Annotated in this window: 17 protein-coding genes; 8 read left to right on the top strand and 9 right to left on the bottom strand. The window is 59.7% G+C overall.

What is annotated here, in order from left to right:
* Positions 1-30: 30 nt before the first annotated feature.
* Positions 31-1,881, bottom strand: coding sequence for an aspartate--tRNA ligase (aspS, locus tag RXV86_RS08030; protein ID WP_316298984.1), 1,851 nt, complete (start codon positions 1,879-1,881; stop codon positions 31-33).
* Between the two features lie 203 nt (positions 1,882-2,084).
* Here aspS and RXV86_RS08035 point away from each other — a divergent pair, with 203 nt between their 5' ends.
* The 4 genes from RXV86_RS08035 (at position 2,085) to carB (ending at position 8,950) form a co-directional block, all read left to right on the top strand.
* Positions 2,085-3,407, top strand: a complete 1,323-nt coding sequence (locus tag RXV86_RS08035) for a glycosyltransferase family 87 protein (protein WP_316298985.1) — start codon at positions 2,085-2,087, stop codon at positions 3,405-3,407.
* The gene (locus tag RXV86_RS08040; protein WP_316298986.1) at positions 3,382-4,773 is read left to right on the top strand and encodes a glycosyltransferase family 87 protein; all 1,392 of its coding nucleotides are present in this window, start codon (positions 3,382-3,384) and stop codon (positions 4,771-4,773) included. The genes RXV86_RS08035 and RXV86_RS08040 overlap by 26 nt, the downstream gene beginning before the upstream one ends.
* Before the next feature lie 124 nt (positions 4,774-4,897).
* Entirely contained in the window at positions 4,898-5,518 is a 621-nt protein-coding gene (locus RXV86_RS08045) for a hypothetical protein (RefSeq protein WP_316298987.1), read from the top strand.
* 102 nt (positions 5,519-5,620) lie between these two features.
* A complete protein-coding gene (carB, locus tag RXV86_RS08050) occupies positions 5,621-8,950 on the top strand; it encodes a carbamoyl-phosphate synthase large subunit (protein ID WP_316298988.1) in 3,330 nt (1,109 codons plus the stop codon).
* A gap of 557 nt (positions 8,951-9,507) precedes the next feature.
* On the opposite strand, the gene RXV86_RS08055 is transcribed toward carB, so the two are convergent.
* The 3 genes from RXV86_RS08055 to RXV86_RS08065 all read right to left on the bottom strand — a co-directional run bounded on the left by RXV86_RS08055 (position 9,508) and on the right by RXV86_RS08065 (position 12,357).
* Positions 9,508-9,849 carry a hypothetical protein gene (locus RXV86_RS08055; protein ID WP_316298989.1) on the bottom strand — a complete coding sequence of 114 codons (342 nt, stop codon included), beginning with the start codon at positions 9,847-9,849 and terminating at the stop codon, positions 9,508-9,510.
* 139 nt (positions 9,850-9,988) lie between these two features.
* On the bottom strand, positions 9,989-11,857 hold the full coding sequence (locus RXV86_RS08060) for a hypothetical protein (RefSeq protein ID WP_316298990.1): 1,869 nt from the start codon (positions 11,855-11,857) through the stop codon (positions 9,989-9,991).
* 251 nt (positions 11,858-12,108) lie between these two features.
* Complete coding sequence (locus RXV86_RS08065) at positions 12,109-12,357, bottom strand: accessory factor UbiK family protein (RefSeq protein WP_316298991.1); 249 nt, start codon at positions 12,355-12,357, stop codon at positions 12,109-12,111.
* 95 nt (positions 12,358-12,452) lie between these two features.
* On the opposite strand from RXV86_RS08065, the gene lgt reads away from it, so the two are divergent.
* From lgt to pgeF, 3 genes are read left to right on the top strand one after another with little or no spacing between them, the layout of a single operon-like run.
* On the top strand, positions 12,453-13,343 hold the full coding sequence (gene lgt, locus RXV86_RS08070; RefSeq protein WP_316298992.1) for a prolipoprotein diacylglyceryl transferase: 891 nt from the start codon (positions 12,453-12,455) through the stop codon (positions 13,341-13,343).
* Entirely contained in the window at positions 13,340-14,398 is a 1,059-nt protein-coding gene (locus RXV86_RS08075) for an SAM-dependent methyltransferase (protein WP_316298993.1), read from the top strand. Before lgt ends, RXV86_RS08075 begins: the two co-directional genes overlap by 4 nt.
* Positions 14,395-15,162 carry a peptidoglycan editing factor PgeF gene (gene pgeF, locus RXV86_RS08080; protein ID WP_316298994.1) on the top strand — a complete coding sequence of 256 codons (768 nt, stop codon included), beginning with the start codon at positions 14,395-14,397 and terminating at the stop codon, positions 15,160-15,162. Before RXV86_RS08075 ends, pgeF begins: the two co-directional genes overlap by 4 nt.
* A gap of 23 nt (positions 15,163-15,185) precedes the next feature.
* Here pgeF and RXV86_RS08085 read toward each other — a convergent pair whose 3' ends face one another.
* Positions 15,186-15,485, bottom strand: coding sequence for a hypothetical protein (locus tag RXV86_RS08085; protein ID WP_316298995.1), 300 nt, complete (start codon positions 15,483-15,485; stop codon positions 15,186-15,188).
* Positions 15,486-15,896: 411 nt separating this feature from the next.
* Here RXV86_RS08085 and RXV86_RS08090 point away from each other — a divergent pair, with 411 nt between their 5' ends.
* The gene (locus RXV86_RS08090) at positions 15,897-16,706 is read left to right on the top strand and encodes a Hint domain-containing protein (RefSeq protein WP_316298996.1); all 810 of its coding nucleotides are present in this window, start codon (positions 15,897-15,899) and stop codon (positions 16,704-16,706) included.
* Between the two features lie 82 nt (positions 16,707-16,788).
* On the opposite strand, the gene RXV86_RS08095 is transcribed toward RXV86_RS08090, so the two are convergent.
* The 4 genes from RXV86_RS08095 to RXV86_RS08110 all read right to left on the bottom strand — a co-directional run bounded on the left by RXV86_RS08095 (position 16,789) and on the right by RXV86_RS08110 (position 22,143).
* Positions 16,789-18,027 carry an HlyD family efflux transporter periplasmic adaptor subunit gene (locus tag RXV86_RS08095; protein WP_316298997.1) on the bottom strand — a complete coding sequence of 413 codons (1,239 nt, stop codon included), beginning with the start codon at positions 18,025-18,027 and terminating at the stop codon, positions 16,789-16,791.
* A gap of 17 nt (positions 18,028-18,044) precedes the next feature.
* Positions 18,045-20,408 (bottom strand): FtsX-like permease family protein, encoded by a 2,364-nt coding sequence (locus RXV86_RS08100; RefSeq protein ID WP_316298998.1) that lies wholly within the window; start codon positions 20,406-20,408, stop codon positions 18,045-18,047.
* Entirely contained in the window at positions 20,405-21,109 is a 705-nt protein-coding gene (locus RXV86_RS08105; RefSeq protein ID WP_316298999.1) for an ABC transporter ATP-binding protein, read from the bottom strand. Before RXV86_RS08105 ends, RXV86_RS08100 begins: the two co-directional genes overlap by 4 nt.
* Before the next feature lie 104 nt (positions 21,110-21,213).
* A complete protein-coding gene (locus RXV86_RS08110; RefSeq protein ID WP_316299000.1) occupies positions 21,214-22,143 on the bottom strand; it encodes an AEC family transporter in 930 nt (309 codons plus the stop codon).
* Positions 22,144-22,169: the final 26 nt, after the last annotated feature.

The following is a 22,169-nucleotide window of genomic DNA, read 5'->3' on the forward strand; positions in this document are numbered from 1 at the left end:
TTCAGCAGACTTGAGAATACCCGCGTTGCGTCAGTCGCTTTCGACGACCCGCAGGCCAAGTTCCATCAACTGTTCCGGGCTGGCCTCGTTGGGCGCGTTCATCATCAGATCCTGCGCCTGCTGGTTCATCGGGAACATGATAACCTCGCGGATCGAGGTTTCATCCGCCAGAAGCATCACCATCCGGTCGATCCCGGCAGCACAGCCGCCGTGCGGCGGCGCGCCGTATTTGAAGGCGTTGACCATGCCACCAAAGCGCTTGTTGACCTCGTCCTCGCCATAGCCGGCCAGCTCGAACGCTTTGAACATGATTTCCGGCTGGTGGTTCCGAATCGCGCCACTGACCAGCTCGTAACCGTTACAGGCCAGATCGTATTGATAGCCCTTTACATGCAGCGGGTCCCCAAGAAGGGCATCCAGCCCACCCTGCGGCATCGAAAACGGGTTGTGGTCGAAATCAAGTCCGCCATGTTCTTCGTCCAGCTGGAAGATCGGGAAATCCACGATCCAGGCAAAGGCAAACCGGTCCTGCTCGGTCAGGCCAAGCTCGTCACCAATCACAGTACGGGCCTTGCCCGCCACCGGCTCGAATGCCTTGGGTTTACCGCCCAGGAAGAAAGCCGCATCACCAACCTTCAGGTCCAGTTGCTGGCGGATCGCCTCGGTGCGCTCGGGTCCAATGTTCTTGGCCAGCGGCCCGGCCGCTTCCATGCCGCCTTCGACCTCGCCGGATTTCAGCTTGGCCGCGGCCTCTTTCACAGTGATCCCCATCTCTTGGGCCACCGCATCGGCGGTTTTCTCGCGCCAGAAGATGTAGCCCATCCCCGGCAGGCCCTCTTTCTGGGCGAAAGCATTCATCCGGTCGCAGAATTTACGACTGCCACCTCCAGGTGCCGGGATGGCGCGCACCTCGGTGCCCGCCTGCTCCAGAAGCTTGGCAAAGATCGCAAAACCCGAGCCGCGGAAATGCTCGGAACAATCTTGCATCTTGATCGGGTTCCTAAGGTCCGGCTTGTCAGTGCCATACCATTTGGCAGCATCGGCATAGGAAATCTGCGCCCATTCCTGATCAACCTTGCGGCCACCACCAAACTCTTCGAACACGCCACGCATCACCGGTTCGATCGTGTCGAACACGTCCTGCTGGGTGACAAAGGACATCTCCATGTCGAGTTGATAGAAATCGGTCGGCGAGCGGTCGGCGCGCGGGTCTTCATCGCGGAAGCACGGCGCGATCTGGAAATACTTGTCGAACCCGGCCACCATCATCAGCTGCTTGAACTGCTGAGGCGCTTGCGGCAGCGCATAGAACTTGCCAGGATGAAGGCGGCTCGGCACCAGGAAGTCGCGTGCCCCCTCAGGGCTCGATGCGGTGATGATCGGCGTCTGGTATTCGCGGAAATCAATGTCCCACATGCGGCGACGGATGCTGGCGACCATGTCCGAGCGCAGCTTCATGTGATGCTGCATTTTCTCGCGACGCAGGTCGAGATAGCGATAGCGCAGCCGCGTTTCTTCCGGGTATTCCTGCTCGCCGAACACCATCAGCGGTAGCTCTTCGGCCGCGCCTAAAACTTCCAAGTCGCGGATGAACACTTCGATCTCACCTGTGGGGATCTTGGGGTTCACCAGGTCCTCGTCACGCGCCTTGACGTTGCCGTCGATGCGAATGCACCATTCGCTGCGCACCTTTTCCACCTCGTTGAAAACCGGGCTGTCCGGGTCGCACATCACTTGGGTCACGCCATAATGATCACGCAGGTCGATGAACAACAGCCCGCCATGGTCGCGCACGCGATGCACCCAGCCCGACAGGCGGACGGTCTCACCCACGTGGGTTTTGTTTAGATCGGCACAGGTGTTGCTGCGATAGGCGTGCATTTCTTAGCCCCTTAGGCATGGTCGGATCAGTCGGGCCGATACACCTTGTCACGTTCATAAAGTCAAGGGTCGCAACGCGGTCATTGCCATCTGGCCGCGTCAAATCGGATGACCTGTGCCAAAAACTGCTCTAGAGTCGCCCGCAACAGTTGGATCGTCCCGCCAAAAGGACGGCGTTACAGGTGCATTTCGGGCAACGGGCATTGACACAAACACGGGTTATCCTGATCGGCGGCGCACTTGCCACCCTGGTTCTTGCCTTCATCGGGCAATACGCACCTTCACGCGATCTGCTGGCGCTCTGGCTGGCGGCTGATGCCGTGGCCTCAGGCAACCCCTCACAGATCTTTCCACCGCTGGGCGATACCTTTGCGATGCGGCCACCACCAGGCTGGTACGAGCGCGCCGCCGAACTGGACCAGTTGGGCGAGGTCTATCCTTATATCTACCCGCCGATCTGGGCCTGGTTGATGGCCCCGCTGACAAAGATCATGAGTTTCGAAACCTTTCGTGCCGGGGCCTTTGCCCTCAATGCCGGCCTGCTCTGTGCCACGTCCTATCTCGCCGCTCGACTGGCAGGGGTCCACCCGGGCAGCCCGTCAACCCTGCGCAACTGGATGCTGGTCGCGTTGGCGCTAATCCTGGTCAGCCAAGCCGGCACCATTGCCCTGCGCCAAGGGCAGGTGCAGATTCTGGTGGCCTTCCTGAGCGTCCTCGCCCTCGAACGGGCCCAGCGCCATCACCCTAAGACCGCAGGGATCGCCATGGGGATTGCCATCGCGCTGAAACTATCGCCGCTGCTATTGGCGCTCCTGTGGCTGGTCACCGGTCACTGGCGTGCCTTCCTTTGGGCGATGGTGGTTGGTGGGGCGTTAGGGCTGGCCTCGCTAATAGTGGCGGGATGGCCGCTGCATGCGCATTTCCTCGCCCTGCTAGGAGCCATCGACCAGACCGTCCTGATCACCACGGTAACCTATGCGCTCGATACGCTTATCGGGGGATGGTCGCTGTTGGGCGCGCCTCAGATGATCCCGATCGTGCCGCCCGAGATGCTGACCCCGGAGCTCACCGCTGCGCTGGAGGAACCCTCGGCCAATTGGCTCGTCCTGCCCAAGCCTGCACTCTATGCCATGATTGCGCGTGGCGCGGTTTTGGCCACGCTGATCCTGTCGGCGTTTCTTCTGCGCCGCGCAGCTTCGCCCGAGGCCGCGGCCGCCGCTTGGGCGACAGCGATGACCGGCATTGCCTTCTTTGGCCCGATTGGCTGGGCCTACTATTATATCGCGCCCTTCGCCTTTGCTCCGCTGTTCTTGAACCGGTTTGGCATCGCCGGGGGCATTGCGCTGCTGGGCGCAATCGGACTTTGCTATGTCAATCCGGTGAAGCAAATGCTCTGGAGCACGCTGGGCCTCTCCCCGATGCAAAGTATCGGCCTCGCGACCCTGCTTTACCTCTGCCTGATGGTTTTCACCTCCCTGTCCCCCACCAGCCGCAAGTCGGATGACGACCCAGACCCAATCCGCTAGAGTGCAGACCAACCGCCCCGACCAGAACCGGTCAAACCGGACCGGGGTTTATACAGGCAAGAACCGGCAGACCCCGATGCAAAAGATCACACAGCAAACCGGACGCCTCCCGCTGCTCTTTGCCGGGCTGACCCTGGGTTGGGCCATCTGGATCCTGATGACCAGCTTTGCTGGACCGCATCTCGACATCTCGGCGCTTTATTTTGCCGGCTGGTTCTGGGGCAATGGCCAGCCCGAGCTGATATACCTTGCCGCTCCCGATATCCTCGACGATCTCGGCCTGCCGGACTGGCGCGCCGCCACCGCCGCTCTGGGCGTGCCCAACCAAAGCGTGACACCGTTCGTCTATCCGCCGATCTGGGCGATGGTGTTTTCCGGCCCCACCCATGCCATGGCCCCAATGACGTTTTTCAAGCTTGCCTACCTGTGGCACATGGTGGCGCTTCTGCTCACGGCCTGGGCGGCGTGGCAGCTGATCCCGCCCGCGCATCGCCCCGCCTCCGAAAAGTGGGGCTTTGCGCTTTTTGCCATCCTCTTTGCCACCTGGCCGGTGCTGAACAGCTTTCTCACCAACCAGCCGCAAATCACGGTAAACCTGCTGATCCTGCTGGCCTTTCTCCAAGTCTCGCGCAAGCGCGAGGTTTCTGGTGGCGCGCTGCTGGGCCTTGCCGCCGCCTTCAAGATCGCTCCGATCCTCTTTGCTTTGATCTTTGTGCTGAACCGCAACTGGCGCGCCTTGGCGGCCACGCTGACAGTCGCGGGTGGCATCGCGCTTTTCTCCATCGCCGTGATGGGCTGGCCCCTGCACGAGGTTTTCCTCGCCCGTATGACCCGAATCGACGAGTTGATCTTCATGACCAAGGTCAACTACTCGCCCGAGGCCCTGCTCTACCAACTCTCCTCCCTGCTTGGCGGCATCCCTTCTCCCGATGGCCGGGCCCTGCGGGTCTTCACCGCACCCGAACCGCTCTGGATCACCCTTCTCACCAAGGCCGCACTGATCGCCGCACTGATCGCGCTCTGGCGCATGACCCGTGGCTTGGCTGGTGACAGACGCGTGGTCGTGCAGCTTTTCCTCCTCAGCCTGATCACTGCGCTATTCGGCCCGCTGTCATGGGCGCATTACTTCGTTCTGCCTGCGCTTCTGTTGCCCGCTCTGTTTCTCATCATGTCGGCCAAACGGGCATGGGGCTGGATCGCGGCGGTCCTGATCGTGTCGAGCCTCTTTGCCTTTTCGGTGCTGCACCGGTTCAACCACCACTTCATGTTCACTGCGCTGGTACCGACTCTGGTTTATCTCGGGCTTTTGCTCGACTCGCTGGGCGCCGCACATCGGCAACAAAGACCCAGTGCCAGCGCGGGGTGACATTTCAATCCGCGACAAACCGTCCGATCTGACTTCCGAGTGCCGATTTTTCACCCCGGCGCCCCATTTCTGCCATCATGACGCGCTTTAACGTCAGCATTGCAGTTTTATCGAGCGCCCTCTTATGAAGTTTATCCGCCTATTTCTCCTATTCGCATTCGTCGCCGTCTTCCGATTGATCGGCCTTGTTCTGAACCTTTTGTCACCGCGCGCTACGGCAAGGCACCTGCCGGATACGCTGCGCTTGTACCGACGCACCCCTGACGGCACGGAGTTCCTCTGGTTCTACGAAATCGGGGAACAGCTTTTCGTCGATGCCGGCATGCTGGGAAAAAACGCAACCCGCGCAAGCTTTGCAATCGAACACTGGCCCGCCATCAAAGAACACATCCGTGTGATGCGTGAAAAGGGATTTGAAGAGATCGCCACGGACGCCATGCAGTTCCTCCAGATCACCTATCACATACGCGGTGATTTCGCCGAAAAGGACGAGCTCGACAAACGCAACGCGCTCCTGGACAAGCTTGACGAGTTCCTCGCCCTCACCGGACAGGGCTACTGGGTCGATGCCAGCTCGGGATCGGGCACGATGGAGCTTGGTTTTGAAGTGGTGGATTTCGACATTGCCGAAACCACACTCCGAGAGCAGCTCAAGGGCAGTGAGTATGACAATTTCCTGACGATCACCCCGAACCAGCCCCAGCTCGAAGGGGACGATAAAGAGATCGTCTACCTTCCAGCCTGAGCCAACCGATTATCGCCGGCATTACCATTTCAACCCTTGCACCCGGGCCGCTTCTGTCTATAACCCACGACAATTTGCGACACGCTGCCCGGGGATGTGCCAATGCCAAAAAGAGACGATATCAAATCCATCATGATCATCGGGGCAGGGCCAATCGTTATCGGCCAGGCTTGCGAATTTGACTATTCCGGTGCCCAGGCCTGCAAGGCCCTACGCGAGGAAGGCTATCGCGTTATTCTGGTCAATTCGAACCCGGCCACGATCATGACCGATCCGGGCCTGGCGGATGCCACCTATATCGAGCCGATCACCCCCGAAGTTGTCGCCAAGATCATCGCCAAGGAAAAGCCCGACGCGCTGCTGCCAACCATGGGCGGTCAGACCGGTCTCAATACCTCGCTGGCGCTTGAAGAAATGGGCGTTCTGGACGAACACGGCGTCGAGATGATCGGGGCCAAGCGCGATGCCATTGAAATGGCAGAAGATCGCAAGCTGTTCCGCGAGGCGATGGACCGTCTCGGCATCGAAAACCCCAAGGCCACCATCGTCACCGCCCCAAAGAAAGACAACGGCGACGCCGACCTTGATGCCGGTGTGTCCGAGGCGTTGGATGCGCTCGAAGAAATCGGCCTGCCCGCCATCATCCGCCCCGCCTTCACCCTTGGCGGCACCGGCGGCGGCGTCGCCTATAACCGCGATGATTACATCCATTTCTGCCGGTCTGGCATGGATGCCTCGCCGGTGAACCAGATCCTGATCGATGAATCGCTTCTGGGCTGGAAAGAATACGAAATGGAGGTTGTCCGCGATCGTGCCGACAACGCCATCATCGTTTGCTCCATCGAAAACGTCGATCCGATGGGCGTGCACACCGGCGATTCGATCACCATCGCCCCCGCCCTGACGCTGACCGACAAAGAATACCAGATCATGCGCAATCACTCGATTGCCGTGCTGCGCGAAATCGGCGTCGAGACCGGCGGGTCCAACGTGCAGTGGGCGGTGAACCCCGCCGACGGCCGCATGGTCGTGATCGAAATGAACCCGCGGGTGTCGCGGTCTTCCGCTCTGGCGTCCAAGGCCACCGGCTTCCCGATTGCCAAGATCGCCGCCAAGCTGGCCATCGGTTACACGCTCGATGAACTCGACAACGACATCACCAAGGTCACACCGGCATCGTTTGAACCCACAATCGACTATGTCGTCACCAAGATCCCGAAATTCGCCTTCGAGAAGTTTCCCGGGTCCGAGCCTTACCTGACCACCGCGATGAAATCGGTGGGCGAGGCCATGTCGATCGGCCGCACTATCCACGAATCCATGCAAAAGGCGCTCGCGTCGATGGAATCGGGCCTAACCGGCTTTGACGAGGTCGAGATCGAAGGTGCCCCGGACAAGGCCGCCGTCATCAAGGCAATCAGCCAGCAAACCCCGGACCGGTTGCGCACCATCGCCCAGGCCATGCGCCACGGGCTCTCGGACGATGAAATCCACGGCGTCACAATGTTCGACCCGTGGTTCCTTGCCCGTATCCGCGAGATCATCGACGCCGAAGAAGCCGTCAAACGCGACGGCTTACCAAGCGACGAACAAGGCCTGCGCGCCCTGAAAATGATGGGCTTCACCGATGCCCGCCTCGCCAACCTGACCGGCTTCAAAGAAGCCGACGTGCGCCGCGCCCGCCAGAACGCAGGTGTCACCGCCGTCTTCAAGCGCATCGACACCTGTGCCGCCGAATTCGAGGCGCAAACACCTTACATGTATTCTACCTATGAAAGCCCGGCGATGGGCGACGTGGAATGCGAGGCCCGGCCTTCAGACAAGAACAAAGTCGTCATCCTCGGTGGTGGACCCAACCGCATCGGCCAGGGGATCGAGTTCGACTACTGCTGCTGCCACGCCTGCTTCGCCCTGACTGACGCGGGCTACGAAACCATCATGATCAACTGCAACCCAGAGACGGTGTCTACCGACTATGACACCTCTGATCGGCTCTATTTCGAACCGCTCACCTTTGAGCATGTGATGGAAATCCTGCGCACCGAGCAAGAGAACGGCACCCTGCACGGCGTCATCGTGCAGTTCGGCGGCCAGACCCCGCTGAAACTCGCCAATGCGCTCGAATCCGAAGGCATCCCGATCCTCGGCACCTCGCCCGACGCCATCGACCTGGCCGAAGACCGCGAGCGGTTCCAGGCGCTTGTGAACCAGCTTGGCCTCAAACAACCCAAGAACGGCATCGCCTCCACCGACGCTGAGGCCCTGCACATCGCCGAGGACATCGGCTTCCCGCTGGTCATTCGCCCTTCCTACGTTCTGGGCGGCCGCGCCATGGAAATCGTCCGTGACATGGCCCAACTCGAACGCTACATCGCCGAGGCCGTGGTGGTGTCCGGCGACAGCCCGGTTCTGCTCGACAGCTACCTCTCGGGTGCTGTGGAACTCGATGTTGACGCGCTTTGCGACGGCACGAATGTCCACGTCACCGGCATCATGCAGCACATCGAAGAGGCCGGCGTCCACTCGGGCGACAGCGCCTGTTCCCTGCCGCCTTACTCGCTGTCCGATGCACTCATCGAAGAGGTCAACAAGCAGACCCATGCGCTGGCCTTGGCCCTCAACGTGGTCGGGTTGATGAACGTGCAGTTCGCCATCAAGGACGATGTGATCTACCTGATCGAGGTCAACCCGCGTGCCTCGCGCACCGTGCCCTTCGTCGCCAAGGCCACCGATAGCGCTATCGCCTCGATCGCCGCCCGCCTCATGGCCGGCGAGCCGATGTCGAACTTCCCGAAGCGTCCGCCCTATCCGGCGGACACCCAACCCGGCAACGTCCCCGACACCGACCCGATGACGCTGGCGGATCCGGACATGCCGTGGTTCTCGGTCAAAGAGGCCGTGCTGCCCTTTGCCCGCTTCCCCGGCGTCGACACGATCCTGGGTCCGGAAATGCGCTCGACGGGCGAGGTCATGGGCTGGGACCGGTCCTTCCCCCTGGCCTTCCTCAAGGCCCAGATGGGTGCCGGCACCGACTTGCCCACGGGTGGAAAGGTGTTCTTCTCGATCAAGGACGACGACAAGACCGACATGCTGGTCGACACCGCCCGCACCCTTGTGGACCTCGGCTTCGGCCTCGTCGCCACCGGCGGCACCGCGGCCTTCCTGGAACAGCACGGCATGTCCTGCGAAGTGGTGAAGAAGGTCTATGAAGGCCGCCCCAACGTGGTGGATCAACTCAAGGATGGTCAGATTTCGCTGGTGATGAACACCACCGAAGGCGCCGCAGCGGTGGCGGATTCACGCGAAATCCGCTCGGTCGCGCTTTATGACAAGATCCCCTACTTCACCACCGCCGCCGCCAGCAACGCCGCCGCCCAGGCGATGAAAGCCCGTGCCGACGGTGAGTTCAGCGTGCTGTCGTTGCAGGGTTAGCTACTGTTCGGCTTCGAATGTAATCCCTTCCAATGTGAGCCAGAACTGCTTTCCGTTTGGACATGAGTCCGTACGCGCCGACCAATGCCAAATAACCTTTCCGGCGGTGGTAACGTCCACCCTGCCTCTATCGTTCCGCCCACCTCCTATCGTTGCAAAAATTAATCTATAGCCCTTAGGTCTGAAACCCTCAGGAAGTTGGAAGATGGCATTTTCGGTGCTTGGACACCCCTGCATCATTCCCCGAAGGTGTACCATTCCTTCGGCCGTCTTAGCATACTCGAAGTTTCGGTACCCTGAATAAGTTGACCAGCTCGGTCCGTATGTATCCGGCTTTTTAAAAACGATTCTATTCACCTCAACCGCCGAATCTGGAATCTCCAGGTGCGAAAGAAACTCAGCACACTCTTCGAAAGCCCTTGCACGTTCTGTGCCTGTACTTAGTGTGGCAATCCCTCCGCATGCGTCTTTCAAATTCTTTGGCGCATTCGCATAAGAATAGGAACCCAGCATTGGCAGGCCCAGCGCGAGGGCACCTAGAAACAACAAAGGTTTTCTCAACATTCCGTCCAATCCTCCTTAGAACAATTTGAAGTGTTTTTTCGGATAGATTCTTCAGTCAATTCCTCGGAGCTCGTTTCCCGTTCAGTCTCAGAAGCCGAAGCTGTAGTACTAGTTCCCTGCCGCGTAGAAGGGGAAACCCAAAGAAGCAGAGCAACCGTTCCTGCCCCACCAAGAAAAATCAAAAAAAATGAGAATACACGTGCCCAAATATGCGCGCGTGAAAAGAAAAGGTAGGCAAGAATACCAACCAGCAGAACGACCAACGATACTATTTGAAGATCGTCCTTCGGGAGTTTTTCCAAAGCTCCCGCCAGGTTTTTTAAAAAATCTCCCACAACAACAAAACTCCTTGGGTACACTAACCTAACCCAATACGGCAATTTTCATGAAATACTTTTTTCATTCCTCCCTTCACCAAATCCATTCAAGCAAAAGAGGTCTAGGAAACACGCCTTAAAATGGCGAAACGCCCCCTTACAACCCCAGCGTAATCAGCATCGGCAGATACTGCATCAGGTCGGGATAGCGCAGGGTTACGCCATTCAACTCGATTTCGTTGCGGGTCACGTCTGCCCGCTTGATCTGCCAGGTCAGCGCCCCGTCGTCGGCCTTCTCGGCGATGTTGCGCATCACGACCAATGCGCCCTTGGCCGCCCCAAGCGCCATCGCCTCATCCGAGCGGGGCCGCAACTCTCTCATGGTCTCATCGAAGTACGCCAACAGCGCCTCCAGCCCGCTCAGACGGACGTCCGCCTGCCCCTCATAGGGCACAAGGTTCAGGAACTCGCTTGGATAAACCTTGAAATGCCCCTTCTGCGTCAGGCGGAACAACTCCGTCTCATACATGTCATCTCCCGACACCACGTCCAGAACCGTCGCCGCCGCATAAAGCGCCAGAGGCAGGATCATCTCGACCGGCTCGTTCAGATTGCGGAACTCCACATCGGTCAGCAACTTTTTCAGATAGGCTTCGTTCAGATCACCAACCTGGCTCTGCAACCGCAGTCCCACCGGGAACCACGCCTTGATATGCGGATGGGCCTCTTCGGCAATATCCTCGCCGGGGACAAACATGCCACCCAGGGCCTCGGTTGCAAAGACGAACTGCCCTGCATTCCGGTTCAGCCCCTCAACCCCCATGCGCAACGACCAGCTGTCATAGCCGGTGTCGAAGGCCTTGACGATTTCCGGTTCCTGGTTCTCGCGCCAACGTCGATCAAACGCCTCGATCCGGATCGCCTTGCCCTCACTGGCAAACTCCAGCTTGCCGAACTCCATCAATCCGTTCAGCAGGCTTTCCGCCGTCACCGGACGTCCCCGCGGCGGATCGCCCAGCATCATCACGGTCGCCAGCATATCCGCCACCGGCAAGTCGCCCCCGCTCAGACGAACAAGCGCGTTTTGTGCCGTCAGGTTGGTGTCCGGCAGGTATTCGCGCTGATCCACCTGATCTACGCTGACCACAATATCCGCCCCCGCCCAATGGCGCGGTTCAACCCCGGCAAGGCTGGCGCGAATGGTCATGCCACCTGCCTTGAAATAGCTTTCATCCGGGCGGCGCGCATCGGCCGACATCAAATCGCTCGCGCTCAGGTCCAGCACCACGCTGTCATAGCTGTTGCCAAGCAGGCTGCTGACCAGGGTCTGCATCTGTGCCCCGTTGCCGCCCATAGACCCCAGAAGCATCACCTCGCGGATCAGCGAATACAGGTCGACCGGCTTTTCACCGTTGGCCGCAAGCAACGCGCGCACTTCGCCCACGCTGACATTCTCCGAGATCATGCCCTGCACCCTTATCGCCTTGGCTGCAATCTCGAACCGGCTTTCGGTATCGGTATCGTCGGGCTCTTTCATCACGTCAAAGGAAAGGCTGCCAATTTCAATGTTGCCCTGATCGCCCATCCCCGGCGCAAATTTCAAATCATCCGTCACCCATTTCAGATCGGAATAGGACCGGCTTGCAGCCGACCACGTGCCTTCCAGCACCATGCCGGAAAACGTCACCGTGCCGATGCCAGGGAAATCCAGCGCCGTGGGAAACTGCAACTCGCTGATGCGATAGCTATCCGCCCCCAGCGGTTCGAGCTTCATCGACACCTCACCAAACGGGAACAGACCCATCAGAGTGGTGTCCTCCATCACCGCGCGGAACCCGTCCGCCTCTTCGGTAACGATTACGTCGCGGGTCATCAGCGGGCCAATGATGGTGATCGGCAGCGGCGTCGACAGGGCCGACAACACATCCAGCTTCACCTTGTCCGCAGATTGCGCCCCGGCACGTATCGACAGGCTTGTGACCAGAAATAAGGACAGAATGAAAAGCTTGGAGATTTTGACGAGCATGGGATCGGTCTCCTTGAAATATGAAACAGGTAGAAGAATTCGGATAGCGGGTTCATCCTGACCAATTGCCGGGCAATATTCAATTGCACCCGCATTGGGGAATTCCATACCTTTCGACCACCAGCGCGCGCTGCCTTAACGAACGGTCTACACCGACCGGACAGCCAAAAACGCCCGACGGATACCCGACAGGTGCCAGACGGATTCCATACACAAGGTTTTTCAGTGATTCGAAATGTTAACCGCCAAGGTCAGCCGCCGATCTTTTCCTCAAGTGCCGAAAGCCGTGCCTTCAGCGCCTCGTTCTCTTCACGGGCTTTCTGGGCCATGGCACGCACCGCGTCGAATTCTTCGCGGGTGACAAAATCACGATCCGCCAACCAGCGATCGACAAGCCCCTTCATGGCGTTTTCCGCCTCGCCCTTGGCTCCTTGCGCCACGCCCATAGCGTTGGTCATCAACTGGCTCATGTCGTCCAGGAACTTGTTGCGGGTCTGCATGTGGCACCTCTTGTCGTGATCCCGCCCTATATGGGGATGGATTGGCCAAATCGCAAGCTTGACTTCCCCCCGCCCATGGCTCCAAACCCCAAGATATGAGCGCCCTGATCCCCTTTCCCAATATCTCGCCCGAAATTTTCTCATTCGAGCTTTTCGGTCTCAATATCGCCCTGCGCTGGTATGCGCTGGCCTATATCGTCGGCATCCTGATCGCCTGGTGGCTGACGGCGCGCGCACTGCGGCAAGTCAAGCTCTGGCAGGGCGATCAACCGCCCATGACCACCCAGCAACTCGAAGACCTTGTGACCTGGACAATCCTAGGAGTGATCTTGGGCGGCAGGCTGGGCTACGTGGTCTTTTACAAACCCGCCTACTTCCTGGCTAACCCACTGGAAATCCCTCAGGTTTGGGATGGCGGGATGGCCTTCCATGGCGGTTTCCTCGGCGTGGTGTTCGCAGCGTGGGTCTTTGCCCTGCGACACAATATCGGGAAACTCGCAATGGCCGATACCGTCGCCATCGGCATCCCCTGGGGGTTAATGCTGGGCCGCCTGGCAAACTTCATCAACGCCGAACTCTGGGGCCGCCCCACCGACCTGCCCTGGGGCGTCGCCTTCCCCGGACGCGCCGCGCAAGACTGCCCCGACATCGTTGGCATCTGCGCGCGCCATCCCTCGCAACTCTACGAGGCAGCGCTCGAAGGTTTGATCCTTGGGCTGGTGTTGATCTGGCTGGTCTGGCAACGTCACGGACTCAAGGCCCCCGGCCTTGTCTCGGGCACGTTCTTTGCCGGCTACGGTTTGGCGCGTTTCATCGTCGAGTTGTTCCGCCAAGCGGACGAACATTTCATTACCGCTGAAAACCCAATGGGTTACGTGATCCATCTCGGCGGCTATGGGTTGTCGATGGGGCAACTTCTGTCGCTGCCGATGATCCTGTTCGGGCTGATCCTGATCCTCCGCTCGCGCCAGCTACGCGCGCCATGAGCCCCCTCTCCGACCACCTGCGCGACTTGATCGCCTCGCAAGGACCGATACCGGTTTCGGACTACATGGCGCTTTGCCTGATGCACCCTGAGCACGGCTACTATGCCACCCGCGACCCCTTTGGCGCCTCTGGCGATTTCATCACCGCACCTGAAATCAGCCAGATGTTCGGTGAACTGATTGGCCTTAGCCTCGCCCAGGCCTGGATGGATCAAGGTGTCCCAAACCGCTTTACCCTGGCCGAGCTTGGACCCGGACGCGGTACCCTCATGGCCGACATCCTACGCGCCACCCGCTCCGTTCCCGGCTTTCAAGCCGCCGCGCAGATACACTTGATAGAGGCCTCGCCCACTCTGAAATCCATTCAGGCCGAAACGCTTGAAGGTTATTGCACCACTTGGTCTGACCGTATCACTGCCCTGCCCGATCAACCGCTCTACCTTGTCGCCAACGAGTTTTTCGATGCTCTACCCATCCGCCAGTTCGTCCGCTCTGGCCTAGGCTGGTGCGAACGCCAGATCGGCTGGAACGAAGGCCTTACCTTCGGTCTTGCCCCTGAAACCCGATATGACAGCCTGACCCATCGGCTGGATGATACCAAGGACGGTGATCTGGTCGAACAATGCCCCGCTTCCGTGCCCATCGCCACTCAGATCGGTCAGCAAATTTCCAGCCAGGGTGGCACGGCGCTGATCATCGACTATGGCGATTGGCATTCGTTAGGCGACACATTGCAGGCCCTTGAAAACCATGCCCCGGTTAACCCGTTGCAAAACCCCGGCAACGCCGATCTTACCGCCCATGTGGATTTCGAGGCGTTGGCCATGGCAGCACCTTGCGCCCATACGAAACTGACTCCTCAAGGGGTGTTCCTCGAACGCCTTGGTATCACACAGCGCGCCCAATCCCTGGCGCAGAACCTGTCAGGTAAACCGCTGGAAACTCACATCGCCGCACATCGCCGCTTGACCCACCCGGCGGAAATGGGGACGCTCTTCAAGGTGCTTGGGCTCTACCCGCATGGCACCACACCTCCACCGGGGCTGGACCCATGACGCTCGAAGTTCTGACATCCGATCTGCTTGCGCCCTTTCGCCACGGGTTCTTCACCCGCCGCGGTGGCAGCTCGTCGGGTATTTTCGAGGGTCTCAATTGTGGGCCTGGGTCGTCCGATCAGCTCAGCGCCGTGATGATGAACCGCGCCCGCGTCGCCGAAAACATGGAAGTCGCGTCCGAAGCTCTGGTTTCGATTCACCAGGTGCATTCACCAGATGTGGTGATCGTTGATGCCGATACCAGACTCGATGAAACCCCTCGCGCCAAGGCCGACGCCATGGTCAGCGCCACACCGGGTCTTGCCCTTGGCATCCTCACTGCTGATTGCCAGCCGGTACTCTTTGCCGATGCACAGGCTGGTGTCGTTGGAGCGGCCCATGCCGGCTGGAAAGGCGCGCTGAACGGCATACTCGAGGCGACCGTGGACGCGATGGAAACCCTCGGCGCCACCCGTGCCAACACCCAGGCTGTGATCGGCCCCTGCATCAGCCAGCGCGCTTACGAGGTCGGGCCCGAGTTCCTCGATGCCTTCATGGCTGACAACCCCGGTCACGCCCGATTCTTTGCGGGGGGAGAGGGGGACCGCTACCATTTTGACCTGCCGGGCTTTGGCCTGCATCGCCTGCGCAATGCCGGGGTTGGTGAGGCCGAATGGACGCGTCACTGCACCTATTCGGATGCGGAAAGGTTTTTCAGCTACCGCCGCACCACTCATGCCGGCGAGGCCGATTATGGCCGCCTGATTTCCGTCATCAGGGCCTGAAACACCTGCTCGAATCAAAGCATTCAGGGCAAGATTATGGTCAAGATCCGCCCCGGACTTGCCCCATTTTTCCGCGAAACAATCCCCCCAAATCGGTCAGATTGGCCGCCAAACGGAAATATTCCCCTTATTTCACGCGGTTTCACACCTGTGATGCCCATGCCCCATTTCCACCGGGATAACCCCAAAAAAAAATCGGGAGTTTTCCAAAAAGTCAAAACATCGCCCCAAACGCCGGGCAGATTGGATACAACACAATAACGCGCCGCAAGAGGCAGGAGAGCAGTCATGAAAAAGCAACGCCGCTGGATCAGATCGGTCATTGAAACCGCCCGCACCGAAACCACCGCCCTTCCCTGGCAGCGGGGGGCCCGCCGGACCCTCACGGCGACACGTCGGCAAAACGGGATGATCACAGCGAAATCCGCTTGAGCTGCTCACAGCGGCAAGAGTTTGTCAGTGTCCCCATATGTATCAGTTAGCCGGGCCGTCCATCACGGCCCGGTTCCTTTTTTAGGTCCTGCACACGAATCAAAATGTGGCAAACTTGACCACGCCAGCGCAACAATTCCGGGATTCCTGTTGGGATTGATCGCACCTGGTCAGCCAATGTTCATCGATTTTTGACAATACGGGCCATATTCCCGATATTAGTCACATCGAATAAACCACCGTCCTTCTGGTGTTGTCGGTGGGGGCCGGCACGGATGTGACAAAGCTGAAAGGCCTTGCACATGGCAGCCCCCTCCAAGACCGCCCCCGCGGTCGCCATTCCAAACCAGACCGAACGGTTCGCCACTCCCTCCACACCAGGCCATCAGCCCGGCGCTCTTCCAGCGCAACCCCGGCGCAAATCTCTCATGCGCAAATACGAGGTGGCCTCTCTCAATCCTGACGGCACCGTACGCCACTCGGATCATATCGCTCCGGCCAGCGAGGACTTCGAAGTAGCCTTTGCCGGGTTTGCCCATGGCACGATGATCGCCACACCCCAAGGCCCCCGCGCAGTCGAGGACATCGCGCCGGGCACAATGGTCGAAACCAACCAGGATCACGCGTTGCCTGTGCAATGGGTGGGCAAGATGATGCTAGTGCCCACGGCACCTGTGGACAATCCCATTCAACTGCGCCTGACGCGGATCATGGCCGACAGTTTCGGCCTGTCGCGTCCCTCGCCCGACCTAGTGTTGGGTCATGGCGCGCGGTTGCTGCGCAGCCCGGCCGCGCTGCGCGAATACGCCATGCAGACAGACATCCTGACTCCCGCCCGGGCTTTTGTTGATGGGATCAGTGCGATCGCCATCACCCCGCCAACACCAGTGGCACTCTACCATATCGGGTTGCCGCATCACGCGATCATCCGCGCCGCCGGGCTCGAAGTAGAGAGTTATCACCCGGGCACCTCGCTTTTGCGCGACATGGGCCATAACACGCGCAGCCTGTTCCTGTCGCTGTTCCCGCATATCACCAGCCAGGGTGGGTTTGGGCCGTTGTCCTATTCCCGCGCGACCCAGAACACTCTGGAGCAGCTTGGCCTCGTGTGATCAGCAAACAGATTCGAGGTGACCATCTGCCCCGACCTCCGGTTCTTAACAATCTTCGGGCCAGACGGACTTCACATCGCGATCACCCTTCAATGGCGCGCTGCGCCACTTGACTGCCTTCACTCAACGCGGCCGAAGGGTAGAGGATGATCTTTTCTCCCTCGCTCACGCCCGTGGTGATGGCCGCATCAAGCCCGTTATTCCCCGCGACCTCCACCTTGCGCAGGTCGGCACGGCCTTCACCATTCACGACAAAAATTGCCCAGTCCCCACCGATCCGAAACAGGCTTGAAGCGGGCACGCTGATCGCGTCGTCTGCCTCCCAGACCACGATCCGCGCTTCGACCCGGAATCCATGACCCAGTCCCATGCGTTCCTCCAAATCGCCGGAAAAGTGGATGGTGACCCGGACCCGCTGTTCTTCGACCCCAAGGGCTGAAAACTTGGTAAATCCCCAAGGCTCTATCCTGGCAACCTCACCCTCAAGGGTGCCGCTGCCGCCCCAGTTGTCGATGATCACCCGCGCGCCCACGCGCACCTGCACCGCGTCGGTGCTGAGCAACTCGGCCACAATTTCAAGATCATTGGCCACATCTCCGATCTCCATGATCGGCATGCCCGCTTGCAGCGTAGTTTCACTTTGCTGGCGCACCTGCAGGATCACACCCGAGCTCGGCGCGTGCAGTTCGATGACCTCCTCTTCAGTGGCGGCCGCCGTCGACCCACTGCCCTGTTCTTCAAAGCTGATCAACATGGCGCGGGCGTTGTTCAACTCGGCGATCCGCATCGACACCGCCGCGCGCGCCGTGTCCAGATTGGCCTGGGCCAGCCGCGCAGCCGTCTCATCACGCTCCAGAGAGGCATCGCTGGCAATTCCGCTACCATGCAGCTTGCGTGCCCGGTTCAGATTACCCTCGGCCAGTTCCACATCGGCGCGTGCCCGATTGATGTCTGCCTGTGCTACTCTTAGCGCCGCCTCAGCGGAATTAACCGTCGATTTCGCCTGCTCGCGGGTACGTACATCAAGCACGACGGGGCTGGTGGGCAGCATCCGCGCCACCACGGTTTCGCCCCGGATCACCTTGTCGCCGGGCTCGACCCCAACACGCAGCAGACGTCCGGTAATTGGGGTCGAAACAACATAGGTGTTGTGCACCTGTGTGCGCCCCTCTTCGTTGATGGTCACCACAACGTCGCGGCGCGCGACCTCACCAATATCGACCAGCATCGGGCGCGGCCAAAACGCATAAGCCAGCGCACCAGCCACCGCCGCGATGACGATCAGGCTGAAAACTTTACGAGAATGCTTCTTCTTTGCCATTGCCTAACCCTTCATTCCTATTCCCGCGTTTTCAAGGCCGAAACCAAGTCGGCCCGGTCGATATCGCGCTTCACCAGCCACCCGGACAAGACCGAAGCGCTAACCACCGCGAAGATCGCCACGCCAAACGCCCGTGGCGAAGACACAACCGGAATCTGGTAGATATCCGTACTGAAGCCTTCGACGATCAAGTAGGTAAGCCAGTATCCAAGCCCGACCCCAAGCGGCAGCGCCAGCAGCGTCACAATGGCCAATTCGCCCAGCAAAACGAACCCCGCCTCGCCACGAGTAAAACCCATCACCCGCAAACTGGCGAGGTCCCGAGCCCTTTCGGCCAGCGCGATCCGCGCAGCATTATAGACGATACCGAATGTAATGATCCCCGCGACGATGGTCATGATGTAGCGCATCGCACCCGGTCCGGTATTCATCAACTCGACCAGCGCCTCGCGCGCATGCTCCTTCTGGCTCACCCCCGCCACGGCGGGCATATCCTTGACTGCCGCGATCATGCTGTCTTCATGCTCGGCATCGAGCGTCAGGAAAGCACCTGAAATCCTCCCCGGCTCTTTCAGCGCGCGGTTGAGCGCTTCCATCTCCATGAAAACCGGTGCCCCCATCAAGGTCTTGGCTGTGCCGATCACCGGGATTTTAAGGGTTGGCCTGCGCCCCTCTCGCACCTCAACCGTCAACGTGTCCCCCGGCGCAATATGCAGGATGTCGGCCAGCGCCTGCCCTAGGATCACCCCGTCGCTGCGCATCTCAATCGGCTGGATATTCTCGTCGATCACCCGGTTCAGCGCTGGGTTGGCCACGCGGCCCTCCAGCGCACCGTTGTAGCTGTAAAGCCCGTTGCGGAAAATGGCTGGCACCACGCGCAGCGGTTCCACGTGTTCAACCCCCGGGTAGCGCGCCAGAGCAAGACCAGCGTTCTCCGATAGGGGCACGACGAAACTTACCGCCATGTCCGAGCGATCAATGGTAGAAAACGACAGCTCCACTGTGGTGTCAAACCCCTCCATCATGGTCAATGTTGCGACGGAGAGGGCCATGCTGGTCCCTACCCCAATGACTGAGCCACCAATCCGACCGGGATGGCGTAACACGCGCCGCAGCACCATCCGCGTCGGCTGATCCAGGCGCCGCCGCCAGAAGGGAGAGAACGTCCCCGCGGCAGAATAATCCGCCGGTGCCGGGGGCCGCATCGCCACCGCCGGCGTTAGCGCGAAGACCTGACGCAACACGAACAAACTGCCCCCCGAGGCGGCGATAATCGACACTAAGAAACCGATGACAAAGCTACGGTTGTCCAGATCGAACACCAGGAAGGGAAACTTGAAATAGACCTGATAGAACAGCGCCATACCCCGGCCCGCCGCGATCCCGCCGATGGACCCCAACGCTGCCCCTATCACCGCGATCACAAGCACAAATTTCAAATAGTGGGAACTGACCTCAAAGCTGGTATACCCAAACGCTTTCAAAAGCCCGATTTCTTCGCGCTCGGCCTGCACCATGCGCGAGATGACGATGTAGAGCAGGAAAGCCGCCACCGCGAGGAAAATCGGCGGGACCACCGAGGAGCTGGTCCTCAATCCACGAATTTCTTCGCTGATAAACCGGTTTGACCCATGCAGTTCGACCCCATAGGCGCCCGTTGCACCGAATTCGTCCAACACCCGGTCCAGCGCGTCCTCGACCGCCTCGCTATTAGCGCCACGATTCAGCGCGATCAGCGCCTCGTTGAACCCGCCTTTCAGGTCATACGCCGCTTCCAACGCACCGCGCCGCATCCACAGTACTGCAAAGCGTGCATCATCCGGCACTAACTCGCCAGGCGCAGTGGTATAGAGAAACTCGGGGCTTTCGGCAAAACCGACGATTTGGAATTGCCGCTTGGCCCCGTTCATAGTCGCGACCAGTGTATCACCAGGTTTCAACCCTCGCGCCTTGGCAAATCCGGACAGTATCGCCACCTCGTCACCATGACCAGGGCTGGGCAGGCGTCCGGCGCTGAGATAAACATCGTTCAGCCTTGGCGTACCGCTATCAGGCAACGACACCGCCATCGCCCGCACCGGCAACTCGTGCTCATCCATGTCAACCAACGCGCTGCCGACCACCCTGGTTTCCACCGCTGCGACCCCTTCAATCCGGGCGATCCGTTCCACCATACGTTCAGGCGCACGGGTGACAGGGGCGAAGATATCGGCCAATCGATAGCGGTCGTAATAGGCAGCACGAGTCTCTTCCAGCGTATTAACCAGACCACCCATCATCACCTGCATAAGCACGCCAAGGCCAATCACCGCGGCAATCGCCGCCGCCTGCCCTTTCATCCGCGCCAGATCACGCAACAGCTTATGATCCAGCGGGCTCACCAGTGAATCTCCGAGGGGCTCAACTTGGTCTTGTTCTCTACCACTTCCCGGATCGCCCCATCGGCGAAATGGATCACCCGATCAGCCATCTGTGCTGTCGCCATGGCATGGGTCACGATAAGCACGGTGGTGCCCAGCGTCTCGTTCACATCGCGCAGCACCTGCAACACCGCCCGGCCCGTGGTGCTGTCCAGCGCCCCGGTGGGTTCATCGCAGAACAGCACGTTAGGTTGTTTCGCCACCGCCCGTGCGATCGCTACCCGCTGTTGCTCGCCACCCGACAATTGCGCTGGGAAATGGTGCGTCCGCTCTTCCAGCCCGACGAGGCGCAACGCCTCGTCCGGCGCCATAGGATCGCCCGAGATTTCGGTCACCAGCTCAACGTTTTCCAATGCTGTCAAGCTGGGCATCAGGTTGTAGAACTGAAAAACGAACCCGACGTGATCACGCCGGTACCGGGTCAACGCACGATCATTCATTGTGGTCAGTTCACGCCCATCAAACGCTGCGGTGCCGCTGGTGGCCCTGTCCAACCCGCCCAGAATGTTCAACAAAGTTGACTTTCCGGACCCTGAGGGACCCAAAAGCACTACAATCTCGCCCTTCGGGAGGTCGATATCCACCCCGCGGAGCGCATGCACTGCCGAATGGCCCTCGCCATAAACCTTGGTCAAGCCCCGGACAGAAAAAGCAGGGGTCATGCTGGTCTTGTCCTGCGCCATAGTTGTCACCCGCACCTCTCGACTGTCCTAAATATGGGCACCCCCAGCCTAGCGGACAAGCCTCGTGCGCACCTTGCGCCGGATCAAGGCAACAGGGCCAACCAGACCCAAATACTCCCGATTGACAGCGCCGTGCCCAACAACACGGCCGAGGCCGCCACCTTCTGCCCCCTGCCGTACAGCAGGGCAAAAACGTAAATGTTGATCCCCGGCGGCATCGAAGCGGTCAGTACCGCACTGCGAAACTCGCCCTGGCTGATCCCGTTCAAGGTGCCCATCATCCACACAACCGACGGGTGCAGCACCAACGATGAAAAACAAACAAATGCAATCATCTTCATATCGCCACGTGGACGGTAACGGACCAACACACCACCCATCCCGAACAATGCCACCGGCAGGGCCGCCCGGCTCAGGATCGAAATCGCGTCCATCACCGCGCCGGGCACGGGAATGCTCAGGAAATTGATGATAAACCCCAGGCCGATCCCGATAACCAGCGCGTTCTTGAACATTGCCTTGGCCACAGTGCCCGGCAGCTTGGCCAGTGACTGCCCCCGTGCCCGCACGATCTCCATCACCGTGATCCCAACACCGTAACAAAACGGCGCATGCACCGCGACAATGGCAAAGTTCGGTCCCAATGCGCCGCCGCCATAGGCACGTTCAGTTATCGGCAAGCCCAACATCAAGGAGTTGGCAAACATGCCCCCGAACCCAATCGCCACCGCATCTTCCAGATCACGCCCGAACAGGTAACGCGCCGCCAACAGACAAGCCGCAAAACTGGCCAACGACCCAGTATAGAAACTCAACATCAACGGCCCATTGAAGGTCGCACCCAGGTCCATCCGGGCAATCGCCTGAAACAGCAATGTCGGGAACAGGAAGTTCTGCGAAAACCTCAGCAGCCCCTCGATATGCTTGTCTTCCAGGAACCCTCGCCACACAGCGGCGTAGCCAAAACCGATGACAAGGAAGACCGGAACGATGACATCAAGAAGCGCCTGCATCACTTAACCTCGGTCAGGCGCAGTGC

The organism is Aliisedimentitalea sp. MJ-SS2 (genome assembly GCF_032586155.1).
In the GTDB taxonomy this organism is placed as follows: Bacteria; Pseudomonadota; Alphaproteobacteria; order Rhodobacterales; family Rhodobacteraceae; genus JAWHTC01.